Below are 16,462 nucleotides of genomic sequence, written 5' to 3' on the forward strand. Positions count from 1 at the left end.
GCATGATCGTCGAACGGGCATACGCGCATGTCGCCGAGGACGAGAGAGAAGAAGGCGACGGCTGGCCGTGGTCGGTGCCGTGTGTGCGGCAGCTGCTGGAGGACGGCCTGAGATTCACGGCCCCGGTGACGTTCCTGGTGGGGGAGAACGGCTCGGGGAAGTCGACCCTCGTCGAGGCGCTGGCGGAGGGCTTCGGCCTGGATTCCTGGGGCGGATCCGCGGGCTACAAGTACGCGACCTGGCGGGAGCCGTCGGCCCTGGGCGGCCGGATGAAGTTCGAGGCGACAGCGGCCGGTCGGCGTATGTTGCGCGGGCCTCGGACGCGCCGCAGAGGATTCTTCCTGCGGGCGGAGACGGCGCTCGACGCGCTGGACCGGGAGCAGAAGTCGGGAAGGCTGTCCGGGGCCGCGGACGAGATGAGCCACGGCGAGGGCTTTCTGATGGCCTTCCGCGAGCGGTTTCAGGAGCCTGGGCTGTACGTCCTGGACGAGCCGGAGGCTGCGCTGTCCTTCGCTTCCTGTCTTCAACTGGTAGGGCTGCTGCACGAACTGGGGCGTTCCGGCGCACAGATCATCTGCGCGACGCACTCACCCGTGCTGACGGCGCTTCCGGGCGCCGAGATCATCGAGGTGGGTGACCACGGAATGCGTCCCGCCGGCTGGCGGGATCTGGAACTCGTCGATCATTGGCGGCGATACCTCGACGACCCGTGGACCTATCTCCGGCACATCGTCGATACGCGATGAGACGGGGACGAGGACGGGCGAAGGCGTTCGCCGTGGTGTTGCTGTGGAACAGGTTCAGGAACAGCTCTTGGAACAGGTCCTGCGACAAGCTTTGAGGCAGAGGGTCACAGCTCGGGTCGAGCCGGGGGTTCAGCGCTGGTGCGGGACCAGTGGTTGCGCCGGTTCCGCGGAGTGGGCGCATTCTCGGGTCGTCGAGCCCGTGGTGGCCGCTTCCGTCTCCGTGAGCGGGCGGTGGCGGCAGCTTGGGGTCTTTCCGTGTGCCTCGGCCCGGATGCGCTGCTTCATCGTGGGGGGCAGCGCTCTGGCGTAGGACCAGGCCCATTGGGGCATCGCCGGCACCGGCAGCTCGGCGCTGCGGTTGTTGTCGTCGCCGTTGCTGCGGCGGCTCGTCTCGGTGTGCGGCACGGCCGCCGCGGCGGTGTTGGTGACGAATCCGAGCGCCGTGCACAGCGCGAGGAAGGCGGTGACGATGGCGGTCCACAGGTTCATGACCTTGTTCCTGGTCATGGCCCCTCACTTTCGGGTTGGGCGATTTGCGTACTTTCCCAATGATGTGTATGGGGGCTCGGAAGTCATGGACCGACGCCCGTGGCGCGTCGATCTTCAGATGAACAGCACTCGAATGGACGCATGGCGCTCGACGGGTGAGCGAAGATGGAGGAAAAGGGCCAAAAGTCACCGTCCGTCGGGGTGTGATCACCCTCCGATCGGAGCGTCGGCATCCGCTTCTACTGGGCCGTGGCGGCGGGCAGTTGAGCCCGGACTCAGGTCACCGATTGGTATCGGCCGGTGTGTATAGTCGGGCGCCAGAGGTCCCCTACGTCAAGGAAAGACGAGGTCGCGCGGTGAAGAAGCTTCTCCTGGTCGCACTGGCCGCCATCGGCGGGCTCCTCGTGTACCGCCAGATCCAGGCGGATCGCGCCGAGCAGGATCTGTGGACGGAGGCGACTGACTCCGTGCCCACGGGTTCGTGAGCCACGACATCGGATTGCGCACAGACCCCGGTCGCCCAGGCGGCCGGGGTTTTGTGTACCCACCGCCGCGCACGCCCCCGTCTCGAGTTGCGGGAGCGGACCGGAGGTCGTAGAGCCGGGCTTTTCGGACGGCCGTACGGATTGCGGGGGTGGCGACCGGCCGGGCTGGGCAGGATGGGCGAGTCCGGGGTCCGGTAGTGGTGACGAGGGGTGGCGCGTGATGAGGCGGCGGCGTGCGGTGCGGTGGCGTCCCGCGAGGATGTGGCGCGGTTCCCCGCCGGTACGCGCGCGTGCGGCCGCCGTCGCCGCGCTGCTGTGTGTGACGGGCGCCCTGCCGGCCGGGACCGCCCTGGCCGCCGGAACGCCCGCTCCCTACGCCTTCGCGCCGGACGCCCGGCCCGTCGACGGCGGGACGAGTGCGGCGGGCGCCGCGACTCTCGCGCCCGGCACCACCTACAAGAGTTCCCTTCCCGGCTCCGGCGAGATCCACTACCGCCTCAACCTCGACGCCACCTCGGACGCGTACGTCTCCGTGACCGCCGTCCCCGCCGCCGGCAGCACGATCCACGCGGGCGACGGCGTCAAGGTGTCCGTACGGGACGCCGCGGGCCGCTCCTGCTCCCAGAACACCGAGACCTTCGGCATCGTCCGCAGCCCGCGCCCGATCGCGGCGTGGGGCGTGCGCGAGATCTCGGCGGACCGCCCCCGCTGCGAGAGCGCCGGCAGCTACGACGTGATCGTCGAGCGTGTCTCCACCTCGGAGTCCGCGGCGGACACCTGGGACCTGGAGCTCTTCGCCGCCACCGAGTCGCCCCTGAAGCAGGCCGGCGAGACCAGCGCCCCCGAGACCTGGGACTCCGCCTCACCCGACCCCCTCACCGGCGAGGGCGAACACCGTGCGGGCGGCCCCGGCTTCGCCTCGGCGGTGGCGATCGGTGAGGGCGTGTGGACCTCCGACATCGAACCCGGGCGCACCCTCTTCTACGAGGTGCCGCTCGACTGGGGCCGCCAGCTGCATGCCGGCGCCGAGCTGGGGGCTTCGAAGGGCGGCGACGGCTACGCGGTCGGCGCCCTGAACCTTGCCCTCTACAACCCCGTGCGCGGATTCGTCGACGACGCGGGCGCCAACTACGACGGCAGCGTGAAGGCAGCCGAACTCGACCCCCTGCCCCCGGTCGCCTACGAGAACAGGTACGCCGGGCCGGACCGGCTCAGCGCCATGCGGTTCGCGGGGTCCTACTACCTCGTCGTGCATCTGTCGGCCGCGGTGGCCGAGCGGTACGGCGACGGGCCGTTCGAGCTGACGCTGCGCGTGCGAGAGGACGGTTCGGCGCAGGCCGGGCCCGGTTACGCGGGGGAGTCCGAGCCGCGGGACGTCTTCCAGCTCTCCGCCACCGACCGGGAGGCGGCTGCCGCGGACGGAGCCGGGGGCGGGGCCGGGGGCAGCGGGGACGCTGCGATGACCGTGCTCGCGGTCAGCGGTATCGGAGCCGGGACCTTGGTGCTGGTGGTGCTGGGGGTGTGGATGGTGGTGGCTCGGCGGCGGGTCGGGGCCTTGTAGACGCGGGCTTCTGCGGGACGTTCGGGGGCGCCCTCGGGTCTGCGCCTGCGTGAGGACCTGGACCTGGCCCCTGCCCGGGCGGATCCCGTTCTCAGAGCTGGGCCAGGGCCCAGAAACCGACGGCGTAGCAGGCCAGCGCCAGCAGCAGGAGCGGCAGCGCCACCTTGGCGGGTGGACCGGGGCGGCGTGCGGGGCCGCGGGCCGCTCGACGGACGGCTCGGTGACCGCCGCGACGGCGCGGCTGCGGAACCGGGGGAGCCGAAGGTGGAACCTGCGGGCTCTGAGCGGTGTACGAAGCAGTAGAGGCATCGACGCGCTGGTGCTGGTGCTGGTGCTGGTGCTGGTGCTGTGGCGGCGTCGTCGGAGGCTGGGGCGGGTACTGCGGCGTGTGTGGTCGGGGGGAGGACAGGACATGGGTGGTGTCGTAGGGGGAGCTGTTGGCCGGGGGGTTGCTGGTCCTGGGGGCGTTGGCCGGCGGGTCGCTGCCCTGAGGGGTGTTGGTCGCGGGGTTGCTGGTCAGGGGGGTGTCGGCCGGGTGATGCTGCACGTTCTCGTGGGGGTGGCCGTGGTTGCCGGCGGGCCTGCGTACCTCGCCCTGTACCGGGCCTTGCGCCGGTCCTTGTGCCGCGTAGGGCTGTGGCGGGGGCGTCTGTGCCTGAGGGGAGGAGCCTGTGGACTGCGGGAGCGGCAGATGGAAGCTGCCGGTGTCGGACATGCTGACCGAACTGCCGCTGTCGCGCTGCTGCGGGGAGCTGGGGGGCTCGGCAACGGGCGGTGTCTGCCCAGCCGGCACGTGACGCGGATCGCCGGATACGGCATCGGATCCGGTGCCGGCTGTGCCTCGCCCCGTGCCCGCCGACCCGGGTCTGCCGCCTACCGGCCCGGGCCCGCTGCCCGCCACCTGCCCGCCGCCGACCGACCCGGACCCGCCACCGGACGCTCCATGTCCTGCACCGGACGGCCCATGTGCCGCACCGGCCGCTCCATAGCCGCCACCGGCCGCCCCGAATTCCGTGCCGCTCGGTACGGAGCCGAGGCTTCTCGGATCGGGGCCGGTGCCGTTCGCCGGGCTCGATGTCCCCACCGAGCCCTCGCCGACCCGGAACTGTCCGGATCCGGTCCGCTCTCCTTCGATTCCCGGGGCCCGCTTGAGCGGTCCCTCGGGTACGAACCCCGTCGGCAGCGGACCGAGTTGGTCGAAGATCTCGATGATCTCGTCGTCGGGGCCGGGCTCCGGCAGAAGCTCGGTGGCCGCGGCGAGGGCCTTGCGCGCCCCCGTCGCCGTGCGGAACCGCGCGTGCGGATCCGGTTGCAGCAGCGAGGCCACGACCTGCCACAGCGGTTCCGGAATGCCCGTGGGTGCACCCGGCGTCCCGTGCGTGGTGAAGTACTGGACCAGCGCCTTGGCGTCCGCCTTGGCACCCTCCAGCAGATACAGCGCGACCAGCCCCACGGCGAACAGGTCGGCCGGGAAGTCCGGTTCCGCGCCCATGAGTTGCTCGGGAGCGAGATAACCGGGCGTTCCCACGACGAGGTTGGTCTCGGTGAGGCGCGGCTCGCCGAGCCGCATGGCGATGCCGAAGTCGGAGAGCCTGAGCCGTGGACGCCCCGTGCCGGTGGCTTCGAGGAGCAGGTTGGCGGGCTTGATGTCGCGATGGACGACGCCTTCCGCGTGCACCGCGGCGAGCCCCGCGAGGAGCTGGTCGAGGAGGGTGCAGACGAACGACGGCGGCAAGGGGCCGTAATCGCCTACGAGATGGACCAGCGAGCCGCCGGCCACCAGGTCCATGGTGAACAGGACCTTGTCGTCGTCGGCGGCCCAGCTGGCGGGCGCGAGCACATGGGGATGATCGATCCGCAGAGCCTGCTCGCGGACGAACCGCAGCAGCGAGTGCGCGTCGCTCTGCTGCAGCACCTTGGCTGCCACATAGCGCCGACGGCGGTGGTCGAAGGCACGCCAGACGGCGCCGACGCCCCCGCGTCCGATCGGGTCGACCAGTTCGTAGCGCCCGGCGAAGACCTCACCCATGGCTGTGCGTCGCTCCTCCCCCTCCGGTTACCCCCCTTGCTTCCCCCACGACGAGCGATACGACTCCCCCTCGCTGACCGTCCTTCGCGGACTCCCCCGCACGACCCCCTCGTGCCCGCTCAGGACGCACGCCGTCGGCCCGGCTGCCGAACCCCCTCGGCGACCGGGCCAGGGGGTCAGTTCTGGTGGGACTGGTAGTGCGCGACCGCGTCGGAGGTGCGGCCGGCGCCGTACACCCGGAGGAACTCTGCCAGTTCCGGGTGGGTGGGGGCGAGGGTCTCCGCGGCCTCGATGATGTCGCCCGCGGCGGCCACCGAGCGCAGCAGCGACTGGATCTCGCGCACGACCCGCTTGACCGTGGGCGCACCCGAACTGTTCGTCGTGTGCGTGGTGTTGCTGAGCACCGAGCCCCCCTGCGACTTCTTGATCTCCTCCATGCGCTCGGTGGCCTCGGCCGCGCTCACGCTGCCGTCCGCGACCTGCCCCGCCAAGTCCTGCAGCAGCTGCACCCGCTGGACCACGGCGGGATTGCCGATCTTCGCCCGCTGTCCGCTCATCAGCTGCGACAGCATCGGTGCGGACAGTCCCAGTACCCCCGCGAGACGAGCCTGGTTGAGACCAAGATCGTCGATGAGCTTACGGAAGAGCGTCCCCAGCGGCTCCCCGTACCAGTTCCGCTGCAGATCCCGCGCTCTTGCGGTGGCTTCCTGCTGTGCGGCGTCCATTGCGTCTCCCCATCGCTTCCCCAAAACCGCGGTTCGCTGTCGCGAACCACGCCGAGCATCTTACGGAGAGTGGTCGTTTACGGGGACCCCCAATCCTTTTGCGGGATCCGGGGGGCGACCGGGTACTCTGGTCTGGGCGCCCGCCGGTATGGGGTTTTCCTCCGGCCGGACGTTTCTTTTTGAGGGGCCTTAGCTCAGTTGGTAGAGCGCTGTCTTTGCATGGCAGATGTCAGGGGTTCGACTCCCCTAGGCTCCACACCTCAAGCCCCCTGACCTACGGAAACGCAGGTCAGGGGGCTTTTTTTGGTGCGTGCGTCGCGGGTGCTTCTGACCGGCCGTCATCAGAGGCGGGGCAGTGGACGGCAAAGTGGTGTGCGCCCGCCGCACGGGACACACACCACTTGTCTTCGCCTACGGCTCTTGCGGCCGCGGGTGAGAAGCCGTACGCGAGAAGCCGTAAGGGAAGGCCCTCAGATCACCGGCCCTCGTCCGTCACCGGCCCTCGTCCGTCACCGGCCTTCGTCCGTCACCGGCCTTCGTCCGTCACGGGATCTTGTCGGTCACGGGCTCTCGTCCGTCACGGGCCCTCGTCCCGGCGGGCGGCTTCCTCCTCGGCCTCCTTCGCCTGGACCTCCGGGTCCAGGCCGTTCTGGCCGCTGCCGTCCACGGACGTCAGACGGTTCGACTCGGGAACTTCCGTCGCGGCGGGCGGCTCGACCAGCCAGTCCGGATTGGCCTGCTTGTCCCACCACTTCCACGCGGCGACGGCCCCACCGGCGACGAGACCCAGCACGGCCAGCACCTTCACCACGCGGCCGGCCCTGGCCCGCCGCTCGTGCTTGCGGACCAGGCGCTGGATCTCCTGCGGTGAGACCTGACCGCGTAGCGCGGCCAGTGCGGCGACGCCGCGTGCGGCGGCCTCGTCGCGCACGGGTCCGGCGGCGGCGACCGCCTGTTCGATCTTCGGCCGGGAATAGTCGGCGGCCTGCCGGGCAGCCTTGCGGGTACGGACGGCGGCTTCATGAGCGGCTAGGTCGACCTTCGGCGGCACGTGGGTAAGGGCCTGCTCCAGCCGTGGTGCGAGATGCGCGTCGTACTGGAGACGGGCCTGGGCGCGGGCCTGCTCGGTGGCCTGCGAGACCATCGGCGCCAGCCGTACGCGTGCCTCGTGCGCATACAGTGCGGCCCTGTCCTTGGCGGTGTCGGCGTAGGGCGCCACCACTTCCGCGGCGTGCAGCACGCTGTCCTTCGCCGAGCCGGTCGCGGCGCGCACGCTGTCGATGCGGGTCACGGGATCCTCCTCCTCGGTGGCGTACGGTATTTCGACTTTCCACCCTTTTACGGATCATGCCTGCCGGAGCGCTTTGGGGCATGTGTGGGCGGGCATATGGGTGCCGAATGTCTTGATCAAACCCAATAACGGACCAATGTGGTTCAACGGTGGCTTGTCGTCGACAATGCCACGGTTCGCCGTCGAGCGCCCCCGCCACGGACCCACTCGCCCACTTTTCTGCCGGAGAAGCGCCCGGTTGCGCGCCGGTGAACGAGTGGCGGGCGACGGATCCCGCAGACCGTGCGAGGATCGGGGTGTCACAGGAAGACAACGGAAGGCAGATCGTGGCTGAGCAGCTTTACGCCACCCTGAAGACCAACAACGGCGACATCGAGGTCCGGCTCCTCCCGAACCACGCGCCGAAGACGGTCAAGAACTTCGTCGAACTCGCCAAGGGCGAGCGTGAGTGGACGAACCCCGAAACCGGCGAGAAGTCCACGGCCAAGCTCTACGACGGCACGGTCTTCCACCGGGTCATCAGCGGCTTCATGATCCAGGGCGGCGACCCGCTGGGCAACGGCACCGGCGGTCCCGGTTACCAGTTCGAGGACGAGTTCCACCCGGACCTCTCCTTCGACAAGCCCTACCTGCTGGCCATGGCCAACGCCGGCCCGGGCACGAACGGCTCGCAGTTCTTCATCACCGTCGCCCCCACGACGTGGCTGAACCGCAAGCACACGATCTTCGGCGAGGTCAACGACGGCGCGAGCCAGAAGGTCATCGACGCCATCGCGACCGCGCAGACCAACCCGCGCACCGACCGTCCCGTGAACGACGTCGTCATCGAGTCGGTCGTCGTGGAGACCCGCGAGGGCTGAGTCCGACACCTCCCGCAGGGAACCAAACGCCCCGCTCGTCCGTAAGGATGAGCGGGGCGGTGCATTGAGGACGTGCACCGCGGACGACGACCTAGGGGACCTCATGGACCAGCCGGCCGGCAGCCCGCAGGACGCCCAGAGCCTGCCGGTCTGCTACCGCCATCCGGACCGCGAGACCGGTATCCGCTGCACCCGCTGCGAGCGGCCCATCTGTCCCGAGTGCATGGTCAGCGCCTCCGTCGGCTTCCAGTGCCCCGACTGCGTACGCGGCGGTTCCGGCACGGGGCATGCGCCCACCGCGGCCCAGCCCCGCACCATCGCGGGCGGCACCATCGCCTCCGACCCACGCCTGGTCACCAAGATCCTGATCGGCATCTGTCTTGCCGTCTTCCTGGTCCAGCTGTCCGTCGGCAACCGCTTCACCGACAGCTTCACCCTCATCGGACGGGCATACATCCCCGTGCTCGGCGACGTCGGGGGTGTCGCCGAGGGGCAGTGGTACCGGCTGCTGACCTCGATGTTCCTGCACGGCGGCTACGTCCACATCCTGTTCAACGTGCTCAGCCTGTGGTGGATCGGCGGCCCCCTGGAAGCGGCCCTCGGCCGTGCCCGCTACCTCACGCTCTATTTCGTCTCCGGCCTCGCAGGCAGCGCGCTGACCTACCTCATCGGCGCCGCGAACCAGTCCTCGCTCGGCGCCTCCGGCGCCATCTTCGGTCTCTTCGGCGCGACCGCCGTGCTGATGCGCCGGCTCCAGTACGACATGCGGCCGATCATCGCCCTGCTGGTGATCAACCTCATCTTCACGTTCGGCTGGAGCAACATCGCCTGGCAGGCCCACATCGGCGGCCTCGTGGCCGGCGTCGTCATCGGCTACGCCATGGTCCACGCCCCGCGGGAGCGCCGGGCCCTCGTGCAGTACGGCACATGTGCGCTGGTCCTGGCCGTGGTCGTGCTGATGACCGTGCTCAGGACGGCCCAGCTCACCTGAGCCGGGACGTTATCCACGTGAGCGGCCCTGTTGTCCACAGCGTGTGGCGGATCTTGTGCGTAGGGTGCGGGAACGGTCACGCCCCCTGCCTTTGACCGGCATTTTCGCAGGTCAGACAGGGGGCGTACATACGTTCGGAGTGCCATCGGATGACCGGTGTGGCAGTCATACCGGCGTCAACGCCCGATGGGTTATCCACAGATCGTCGTCTTTTCCCCAGTCAGCTTGTGGAAATTGCTGCAAGGCTGTGGATAACTCAGCGGATAGCCCTGGGCAGAGCTGCGTTCACCGCGAGGTGGCCGACGGTTCGGGCGCTACTTCCACTGGGTGGAGACGCCGAACCCGGCGGCGATGAAGCCGAAGCCCACCACGATGTTCCAGTTGCCGAGCGCCTCGATGGGCAGCGAACCGTCGGTCACGTAGAAGACGACGATCCATGCCAGGCCGATGATGAACATGGCCAGCATCACGGGCGCGACCCAGCCGCGGCTGTTCAGCTTGATGGCGGTCGCCTGCTTCGACTGCGGCGGCGTGTAGTCGGCCTTCTTGCGGATACGTGACTTCGGCACGAGGGTCTCTCCTGTCGATGCGCTGCGTGGCCGCGCAGGGAACTGGTCGGGCTCGGGGGGCTTGCAAGGGGACTCGGATGGCTCCCCCGGGCGTCCGTTAGCGTAGTGCTTCCGCGGCGCCGAAGGAGATAAGGGTACGTTGAGCAATTCTGCCGACTCTCCCCCGACGGGATCCAGCCCTGCTCGCGGCCGTTTCCGGCCGGTGCGGGTGCTCACCGCGGCGGTCTTCGCTCTCGCCGGGCTGATTTTCTTCACCAGCTTCAACACGGCCAAGGGCACCAATATCCGTACGGACACCTCGCTGCTGAAGCTCTCGGACCTGATCCATGAGCGCAGCCGCGAGAACGGTGAGCTCAACGACGCGAACGCGTCGCTGCGTGACGACGTGGAGGCGCTCGCCGAGCGGGACGACGGCAGCACCAAGGCTGAGGACGACAAGCTGGCCGCGCTGGAGCACAACGCCGGCACCCAGAAGCTGACGGGCGAGGCCATCTCGGTCACGCTCAACGACGCCCCACCGGACGCCACGGCCAAGCTCCCGGGGTATCCCGAGCCGCAGCCCGACTACCTGGTGATCCACCAGCAGGACCTCCAGGCCGTGGTCAACGCGCTGTGGCAGAGCGGTGCCAAGGGCATCAAGGTCATGGACCAGCGGCTGATCTCCACCAGCGCCGTGCGCTGTGTGGGCAACACCCTGATCCTCCAGGGCCGGGTCTACTCACCGCCGTACAAGATCACGGCCGTCGGTGACCCGGAGAAGATGCAGCAGGCGCTCGCCGCCTCGACGGCGATCCAGAACTACATGGTCTACGTGAATGTCTACGGCCTCGGCTGGAAAGTCACCGAGGACGGGACGGTGACTCTGCCCGGCTACTCGGGCACAGTGGATCTGCAGTACGCCAAGCCCGTGGAGTGACCTGCCTTGGAGCTGCCGGTGCGCGTCGTGGTGAGGACCGTCAGCGAGCTGTGCATCACCGCAGGCACCGTCATCGTCCTTTTCGTCGTCTATGTACTTTTCTGGACGGGTGTGAAGGCCGACAGCGTCATGAACGACCAGATCGACCAGTTGCAGGAGCAGTGGGCCGAGGGGGCGGTGCGTCCGACCGACACCGCTCCCGGCGGTGCGGCGGCGAGTCCGGGTGCGACCGCGAGTCCGCCGAAGCCGGGGCCGTACGCCTCGGACAAGCCCTTCGCGATCATGTACATCCCCCGGCTTGGTTTCACGTGGAACAAGCCGGTTCTGGAGGGCACGGCCACCAGGACCCTGAAGAAGGGGCTCGGCCACTACGCGAACACCGCCCAGCTCGGCCAGAAGGGCAACTTCTCGGTCGCCGGTCATCGGCGCACGTACGGCGATCCGTTCAAGGACTTTCCCAGGCTGCGGCCCGGGGACGCGGTGGTGCTGACCGACGGAACGACCTGGTTCACGTATCGGATCGACAAAGGCCCCTACAAAACCCTGCCCGCCGACGTTGAGGTGATTGACCCTGTGCCCCGTAAGTCGGGGTACACGCGTGAAGGCCGCTATCTGACGCTGACCACGTGCGATCCCGAGTGGGGGCACAGTCATCGGCTGATCGTGTGGGCTCACCTGGACTCCACCCAGCCTGTGGAGGCCGGGAAACCGGAGGCGTTGCGCCGTTAGTCTGTTGGCTGTACGGCGTGAGTCTGAGTGCCGTGGTGCGACGGAAGGGACGGCATGTACGGCTGGATCTGGCGGCATCTGCCGGGGAACGCGTGGGTGAAGGCGCTGCTCTCGCTCGCGCTGGCCATGGCCGTGGTCTACGTCCTGTTCAACTACGTCTTCCCGTGGGCCGAACCGCTTCTGCCCTTCAACGATGTGACGGTGGACAACCAGTGAGCGCGCGCATTCTGGTCGTGGACAACTACGACAGCTTCGTCTTCAACCTGGTCCAGTACCTCTATCAGCTGGGCGCCGAGTGCGAGGTGCTGCGCAACGACGAGGTGTCGACGACGCACGCCCAGGACGGCTTCGACGGCGTACTGCTGTCGCCGGGCCCCGGAACGCCCGAGGAGGCCGGCGTCTGCGTCGAGATGGTGCGGCACTGCGCCTCGACCGGCGTGCCGGTCTTCGGTGTCTGCCTCGGCATGCAGTCGATGCAGGTGGCGTACGGCGGTGTCGTGGACCGTGCGCCGGAGCTGCTGCACGGCAAGACCTCACTGGTCGAGCACGGGGGCGGGGGCGTCTTCGCCGGCCTGCCCTCGCCCTTCACGGCGACCCGCTACCACTCCCTGGCGGCGGAACCGGCGACGGTCCCGGCCGACCTCGAGGTCACCGCGCGCACGCACGACGGCATCATCATGGGCCTGCGCCACCGCGAACTCCCGGTCGAGGGGGTCCAGTTCCACCCCGAGTCGGTGCTGACCGAGCACGGGCACCGGATGCTGGCCAACTGGCTGGTGGAGTGCGGTGACGAAGGCGCGGTGGCGAGGTCGGCGGGGCTCGCCCCGGTGGTGGGCAGGGCCACGGCGTGACCGCCCTGCGCCCCGAGCGCGAGTCCGGCGCCGCGTACGGGGAGTCCTTCACGGACTCCTACGGCGCCGCCGGCGACCAGGGGACCTCGTACGGGCAGCAGCCGTACGAGGGCTCCGGTGCGCTCGGGGAGTGGCACGGCGGGGAGAACTACGTCACCCAGGCGCAGGCCGCCGAGGCCCATGGGGGCGCCGGGTACGGCGGTGAGGGCTACGGAGCCGGCGGATACCGCACCGAGGGCTACGCCGCTCAGGGCTACGGCGACGAGGTGCCCTCCGCGGCCCAGGAACCGTACACGGAACGGTACATACCGCCGGCGGACGACGAGACCGTGGCTCTGCGGGTTGCCGAGCCGCCGCCTTCTCGCGAGTCCATATCGCCTTCTGCCGCCTCATCCGCCGCTTCCGTCACAGGAACCCCAACGGGTGGTCGTGCGGCCCGCAGAAAGGCCGCCAAGCGGCGTCATGGGCGACATGGCGGCACTCGCCCGGCGGCGGAGGCAGCCGAGACGGACTCGGAGAGCTCCGGCGCTCCCCTCTCCCGTATGGAGGCGCGCCGGCAGGCACGGGCGCGCAAGCCCAGTGCGGCCACCGTCGCCAGCCGGGCGATCGGTGAGGTGTTCATCACCACCGGCGTGCTGATGCTGCTGTTCGTGAGCTACCAGCTGTGGTGGACCAACGTCCGGGCGCACGCCCAGGCGGACAAGGAAGCCAGCAGCCTCCAGGACGACTGGGCCAACGGCAAACGCAACCCGGGGACCTTCGAGCCGGGGCAGGGTTTCGCCATCCTGCGCATCCCGAAGCTGGACGTCGTCGTGCCGATCGCCGAGGGCATCAGCAACAAGAAGGTGCTCGACCGGGGCATGGTCGGCCACTACGGCGAGGGCAAGCTGAAGACGGCGATGCCGGACGCCAAGACCGGCAACTTCGGCCTGGCCGGGCATCGCAACACGCACGGCGAACCGTTCCGCTACATCAACCGGCTCGCCCCGGGTGACGCGATCGTCGTGGAGACGCAGGACAAGTACTACGTGTACAAGATGGCGTCGATCCTGCCGGTGACGTCGCCGAGCAATGTGAGTGTGCTGGAGCCGGTTCCGCCGGGGTCGGGTTTCACCGGGCCGGGCCGCTACATCACACTCACCACGTGCACCCCGGAGTTCACCAGTAAGTACCGGATGATCGTCTGGGGCAAGATGGTCGAGGAACGGCCGCGCAGCAAGGGCAAGCCGGATGCGCTCGTCAGTTAAGGGCAGATGAAAAGTGGCAGCGACCACCGAGGGCACGGAAGACCACACGGCCGCGCCCGGCTCACGACGCGCCCCGGCTCGCCGTCGGCGCATGGGGCCGATCGCGATGGCGGTCAGCATCTTCGGCGAACTCCTCATCACCGCGGGCCTGGTGCTGGGCCTGTTCGTCGTCTACTCCCTGTGGTGGACGAACGTCATCGCCGACCGGGCGGCGGACAAACAGGCCGACAAGGTCCGTGACATCTGGGCCCACCAGGACGGGGACTCCGGCCGTCCCGCCGAGTTCGACGCCAAGAACGGCATCGGGTTCCTCCACGTCCCCGCGATGACCAAGGGCGAGATCCTGGTCGAGAAGGGCACGACGTCGAAGATCCTCAACGACGGCGTAGCCGGCTACTACACCGACCCCGTCAAGGCGACCCTGCCGAGCTCGGACAAGAAGGGGAACTTCTCCCTCGCGGCGCACCGGGACGGCCACGGCGCGAAGTTCCACAACATCCACAAGCTCAAGAAGGGCGACCCGATCGTCTTCGAGACGAAGGACAAGTGGTACGTCTACAAGGTCTACGCCGTCCTTCCCGAGACCTCGAAGTACAACGTCCAGGTCCTCGGCGGCATCCCGAAGGAATCGGGCAGGACGAAGGCCGGCCACTACATCACCCTGACGACCTGCACGCCGGTCTACACGAGCCGCTACCGCTATGTGGTGTGGGGCGAACTGGAGCGCGTGGACAAGGTGGACGAGCAGCGGACGCTGCCGGAGGAACTGCGCTGATCGAGCGCACGCACCCGTGAACGACTGAGCCCCGGTTCCCTGAGCGGGAACCGGGGCTCAGTCATGAGGCTCGGGGTCAGTCCTCCGTGCCGGCCGAGGTTCCGGTCACGCCTCCGAAGATCTGGCCGCCGTTGTCGCCGCCGCCGTTGTTGCCGCCCTGGCCGAAGGCGACCAGGTTGACCGCGGTGCCCTGGGCGACCTGGGTGTTCGGCTGCGGGTCCTGGCTGATGACGATCGCGTTGTCGTCCTGGGATCCGCTGATCTGGCCGACCGACAGACCCGCCTGCTCCAACGCCTTCTTGGCGTCCTTGAGCGACAGCTGGGTCACGGTCGGGACCGTGGCCTGCTGCTGCTGGGCCTGCTTGCCGATCTGGATGGTCACCGTGTCGCCCTTGTCGGCCTGGGTGCCGGCCGTCGGGGACGTGGAGATGACCTTGCCGACCTGGTTCGGGTCCTGGGTGTCCACCTCTTGGCAGTTGCCGGACAGGTCGTTGGCCTCCATCTGGGCCTTCGCCTCGTCACACGTCTTGCCGAGGACGTCCGGAACAGTGGACTGCTCCTTCTCCTTGGCGACGGTGAGGGTGATCGTGCTGCCCTTCTCCTGCTCGGTGCCGCCCTCGGGGTCCTGGCTGATGACGACGCCCGGATTGCGGTCGGACTCCTCGGTCTTCTGCTGGACGTCGAAGCCCTTGTCCTCGAGATCGGACTTGGCCTGCTCGAACGGCAGACCCTCCACGTCCGGCACCGACACCTTCGGCGCCCCGGTCGACACCACGATGTCGACCGTCGTGTTCTTGTCGACCTTGGTCTTGGCCTCGGGGGTCTGCGAGCAGATGTTGTTCTTGGGCTGGTCCTCGCACTCCTGCTTGGTGACCTTGCCGATCTTGAGATCGACGTTGCCCAGTAGATCCCGCGCGCTGCTCTCCGTCTGGCCGACGATGCTCGGCACGGCCACCTGGCTGTTGCTCGCCGTATTGCCGTCGAAGACCCACTTGCCGATCAGGATCGCGCCCACGAGGACCAGCACGGCCGCGACGGCCAGCAGGATCGTGGAGGTGTTGGACTTCTTCTGGCGGCGCCGGTCCGGGCGGTCGTCGTAGCCGTAGCCGCCGTCGTCCGGGTTCATCGGCGGCAGCATCGACGTGGCGCCGGCGTCCGCGGAGCGCAGGGCCGTCGTCGGCTGGTCGTCCGGGTAGCCGCCGTAGCCCACCGAACCCATGGCCGCGGTGGCGGCGACGGGCTGGCCGTCGAGGCATGCCTCGATGTCGGCACGCATCTCGTCGGCCGACTGGTAGCGGTAGTTGGGGTCCTTCGTCAGGGCCTTCAGCACGATCGCGTCCATCTCGGGCGTGATCTCGGGGTCGAAGACCGACGGAGCCTGGGCCTCTTCCCGTACGTGCTGGTAGGCGACGGCCACCGGGGAGTCGCCCACGAAGGGCGGCCGTACCGTCAGGAGCTCGTACAGCAGACAGCCGGTGGAGTAGAGGTCCGACCGGGCGTCGACCTGCTCGCCTTTCGCCTGCTCCGGCGAGAGGTACTGGGCGGTGCCGATCACGGCGGCCGTCTGCGTCATCGTCATACCGGAGTCGCCCATGGCGCGGGCGATGCCGAAGTCCATCACCTTGACCTGGCCGTTGCGCGTCAGCATGACGTTCGCGGGCTTGATGTCGCGGTGGACGATGCCGCTGCGGTGGGCGTACTCCAGGCCCTGGAGGATGCCGATCGTCATCTCCATGGCGCGCTCCGGCAGCAGCTTGCGGCCGGAGTGAAGCAGCTCACGGAGCGTCGAGCCGTCTACGTACTCCATGACGATGTACGGGATCGACACATTGTCGATGTAGTCCTCGCCCGTGTCGTAGACCGCCACGATCGCGGGATGGTTGAGCGAGGCGGCCGACTGGGCCTCCCGGCGGAAGCGGGCCTGGAAGGACGGGTCGCGCGCGAGGTCCGCGCGCAGCGTCTTCACCGCCACGGTGCGGCCGAGCCGGGTGTCATGCGCGAGGTAGACCTCCGCCATGCCACCACGACCGAGCACCTGGCCCAGCTCGTACCGGCCGCCGAGGCGACGCGGCTCTTCCATAAGCTACCTACCAGCCCTCTCCGTCGGTCCCGCCCTCACCCTTGTGGGTGTGGCGGTGGTCCGTCCGGGCATACCGTACCCGGCTCATCTTGTGTGACCTGGCCAAGCCCGTAACCCG

The 16,462-nt window shown here is 68.9% G+C and carries 17 protein-coding genes and 1 tRNA gene; 12 read left to right on the plus strand and 6 right to left on the minus strand.

The window, feature by feature from the left end:
* Window positions 1-2: 2 nt before the first annotated feature.
* A complete protein-coding gene (locus ACGFW6_RS11740; RefSeq protein ID WP_393507209.1) occupies window positions 3-746 on the plus strand; it encodes an AAA family ATPase in 744 nt (247 codons plus the stop codon).
* A gap of 129 nt (window positions 747-875) precedes the next feature.
* Here ACGFW6_RS11740 and ACGFW6_RS11745 read toward each other — a convergent pair whose 3' ends face one another.
* The gene (locus tag ACGFW6_RS11745) at window positions 876-1,253 is read right to left on the minus strand and encodes a DUF6344 domain-containing protein (RefSeq protein ID WP_380849811.1); all 378 of its coding nucleotides are present in this window, start codon (window positions 1,251-1,253) and stop codon (window positions 876-878) included.
* Window positions 1,254-1,591: 338 nt separating this feature from the next.
* On the opposite strand from ACGFW6_RS11745, the gene ACGFW6_RS11750 reads away from it, so the two are divergent.
* Both ACGFW6_RS11750 and ACGFW6_RS11755 read left to right on the plus strand, forming a co-directional pair.
* Window positions 1,592-1,720 (plus strand): DLW-39 family protein, encoded by a 129-nt coding sequence (locus ACGFW6_RS11750; protein WP_003999697.1) that lies wholly within the window; start codon window positions 1,592-1,594, stop codon window positions 1,718-1,720.
* Between the two features lie 220 nt (window positions 1,721-1,940).
* The gene (locus ACGFW6_RS11755; RefSeq protein ID WP_393507211.1) at window positions 1,941-3,281 is read left to right on the plus strand and encodes a hypothetical protein; all 1,341 of its coding nucleotides are present in this window, start codon (window positions 1,941-1,943) and stop codon (window positions 3,279-3,281) included.
* Window positions 3,282-3,372: 91 nt separating this feature from the next.
* Here ACGFW6_RS11755 and ACGFW6_RS11760 read toward each other — a convergent pair whose 3' ends face one another.
* Together ACGFW6_RS11760 and ACGFW6_RS11765 are read right to left on the minus strand one after the other, a co-directional pair.
* On the minus strand, window positions 3,373-5,310 hold the full coding sequence (locus ACGFW6_RS11760) for a serine/threonine-protein kinase (RefSeq protein WP_393507213.1): 1,938 nt from the start codon (window positions 5,308-5,310) through the stop codon (window positions 3,373-3,375).
* A gap of 176 nt (window positions 5,311-5,486) precedes the next feature.
* A complete protein-coding gene (locus tag ACGFW6_RS11765; protein WP_030945501.1) occupies window positions 5,487-6,035 on the minus strand; it encodes a DNA-binding protein in 549 nt (182 codons plus the stop codon).
* Between the two features lie 183 nt (window positions 6,036-6,218).
* Here ACGFW6_RS11765 and ACGFW6_RS11770 point away from each other — a divergent pair.
* Window positions 6,219-6,291 (plus strand) — tRNA-Ala (locus ACGFW6_RS11770).
* 321 nt (window positions 6,292-6,612) lie between these two features.
* Here the strand turns inward: ACGFW6_RS11770 and ACGFW6_RS11775 are convergent.
* Window positions 6,613-7,326, minus strand: a complete 714-nt coding sequence (locus ACGFW6_RS11775) for a DUF5324 family protein (RefSeq protein ID WP_393507215.1) — start codon at window positions 7,324-7,326, stop codon at window positions 6,613-6,615.
* Between the two features lie 326 nt (window positions 7,327-7,652).
* Here ACGFW6_RS11775 and ACGFW6_RS11780 point away from each other — a divergent pair, with 326 nt between their 5' ends.
* Window positions 7,653-8,186: a peptidylprolyl isomerase gene (locus tag ACGFW6_RS11780; RefSeq protein WP_381448887.1), complete on the plus strand. Its 534-nt coding sequence runs from the start codon at window positions 7,653-7,655 to the stop codon at window positions 8,184-8,186.
* 103 nt (window positions 8,187-8,289) lie between these two features.
* Window positions 8,290-9,177: a rhomboid family intramembrane serine protease gene (locus ACGFW6_RS11785; RefSeq protein ID WP_393507217.1), complete on the plus strand. Its 888-nt coding sequence runs from the start codon at window positions 8,290-8,292 to the stop codon at window positions 9,175-9,177.
* 314 nt (window positions 9,178-9,491) lie between these two features.
* Here the strand turns inward: ACGFW6_RS11785 and crgA are convergent, their stop codons facing one another.
* Window positions 9,492-9,746, minus strand: a complete 255-nt coding sequence (gene crgA, locus ACGFW6_RS11790; protein ID WP_393507219.1) for a cell division protein CrgA — start codon at window positions 9,744-9,746, stop codon at window positions 9,492-9,494.
* A gap of 139 nt (window positions 9,747-9,885) precedes the next feature.
* Here crgA and ACGFW6_RS11795 point away from each other — a divergent pair, with 139 nt between their 5' ends.
* Genes ACGFW6_RS11795 through ACGFW6_RS11820 form a run of 6 tightly spaced genes read left to right on the plus strand, consistent with a single transcriptional unit; the run spans window position 9,886 to window position 14,264 of the window.
* A complete protein-coding gene (locus ACGFW6_RS11795; protein ID WP_393507221.1) occupies window positions 9,886-10,662 on the plus strand; it encodes a DUF881 domain-containing protein in 777 nt (258 codons plus the stop codon).
* A gap of 18 nt (window positions 10,663-10,680) precedes the next feature.
* Window positions 10,681-11,391, plus strand: a complete 711-nt coding sequence (locus tag ACGFW6_RS11800) for a class E sortase (RefSeq protein WP_393507823.1) — start codon at window positions 10,681-10,683, stop codon at window positions 11,389-11,391.
* A gap of 54 nt (window positions 11,392-11,445) precedes the next feature.
* Window positions 11,446-11,607 (plus strand): hypothetical protein, encoded by a 162-nt coding sequence (locus tag ACGFW6_RS11805; protein ID WP_030945481.1) that lies wholly within the window; start codon window positions 11,446-11,448, stop codon window positions 11,605-11,607.
* Window positions 11,604-12,242, plus strand: coding sequence for an aminodeoxychorismate/anthranilate synthase component II (locus ACGFW6_RS11810; protein WP_393507223.1), 639 nt, complete (start codon window positions 11,604-11,606; stop codon window positions 12,240-12,242). Before ACGFW6_RS11805 ends, ACGFW6_RS11810 begins: the two co-directional genes overlap by 4 nt.
* Window positions 12,239-13,489 (plus strand): class E sortase, encoded by a 1,251-nt coding sequence (locus tag ACGFW6_RS11815; RefSeq protein WP_393507225.1) that lies wholly within the window; start codon window positions 12,239-12,241, stop codon window positions 13,487-13,489. Before ACGFW6_RS11810 ends, ACGFW6_RS11815 begins: the two co-directional genes overlap by 4 nt.
* A 13-nt stretch (window positions 13,490-13,502) precedes the next feature.
* On the plus strand, window positions 13,503-14,264 hold the full coding sequence (locus ACGFW6_RS11820) for a class E sortase (protein ID WP_393507227.1): 762 nt from the start codon (window positions 13,503-13,505) through the stop codon (window positions 14,262-14,264).
* Between the two features lie 76 nt (window positions 14,265-14,340).
* Here ACGFW6_RS11820 and pknB read toward each other — a convergent pair whose 3' ends face one another.
* Window positions 14,341-16,344 (minus strand): Stk1 family PASTA domain-containing Ser/Thr kinase, encoded by a 2,004-nt coding sequence (pknB, locus tag ACGFW6_RS11825; RefSeq protein WP_393507229.1) that lies wholly within the window; start codon window positions 16,342-16,344, stop codon window positions 14,341-14,343.
* Window positions 16,345-16,462 lie beyond the last annotated feature (118 nt).

This window comes from Streptomyces sp. Y7 (assembly GCF_043195415.1).
GTDB lineage: Bacteria > Actinomycetota > Actinomycetes > Streptomycetales > Streptomycetaceae > Streptomyces.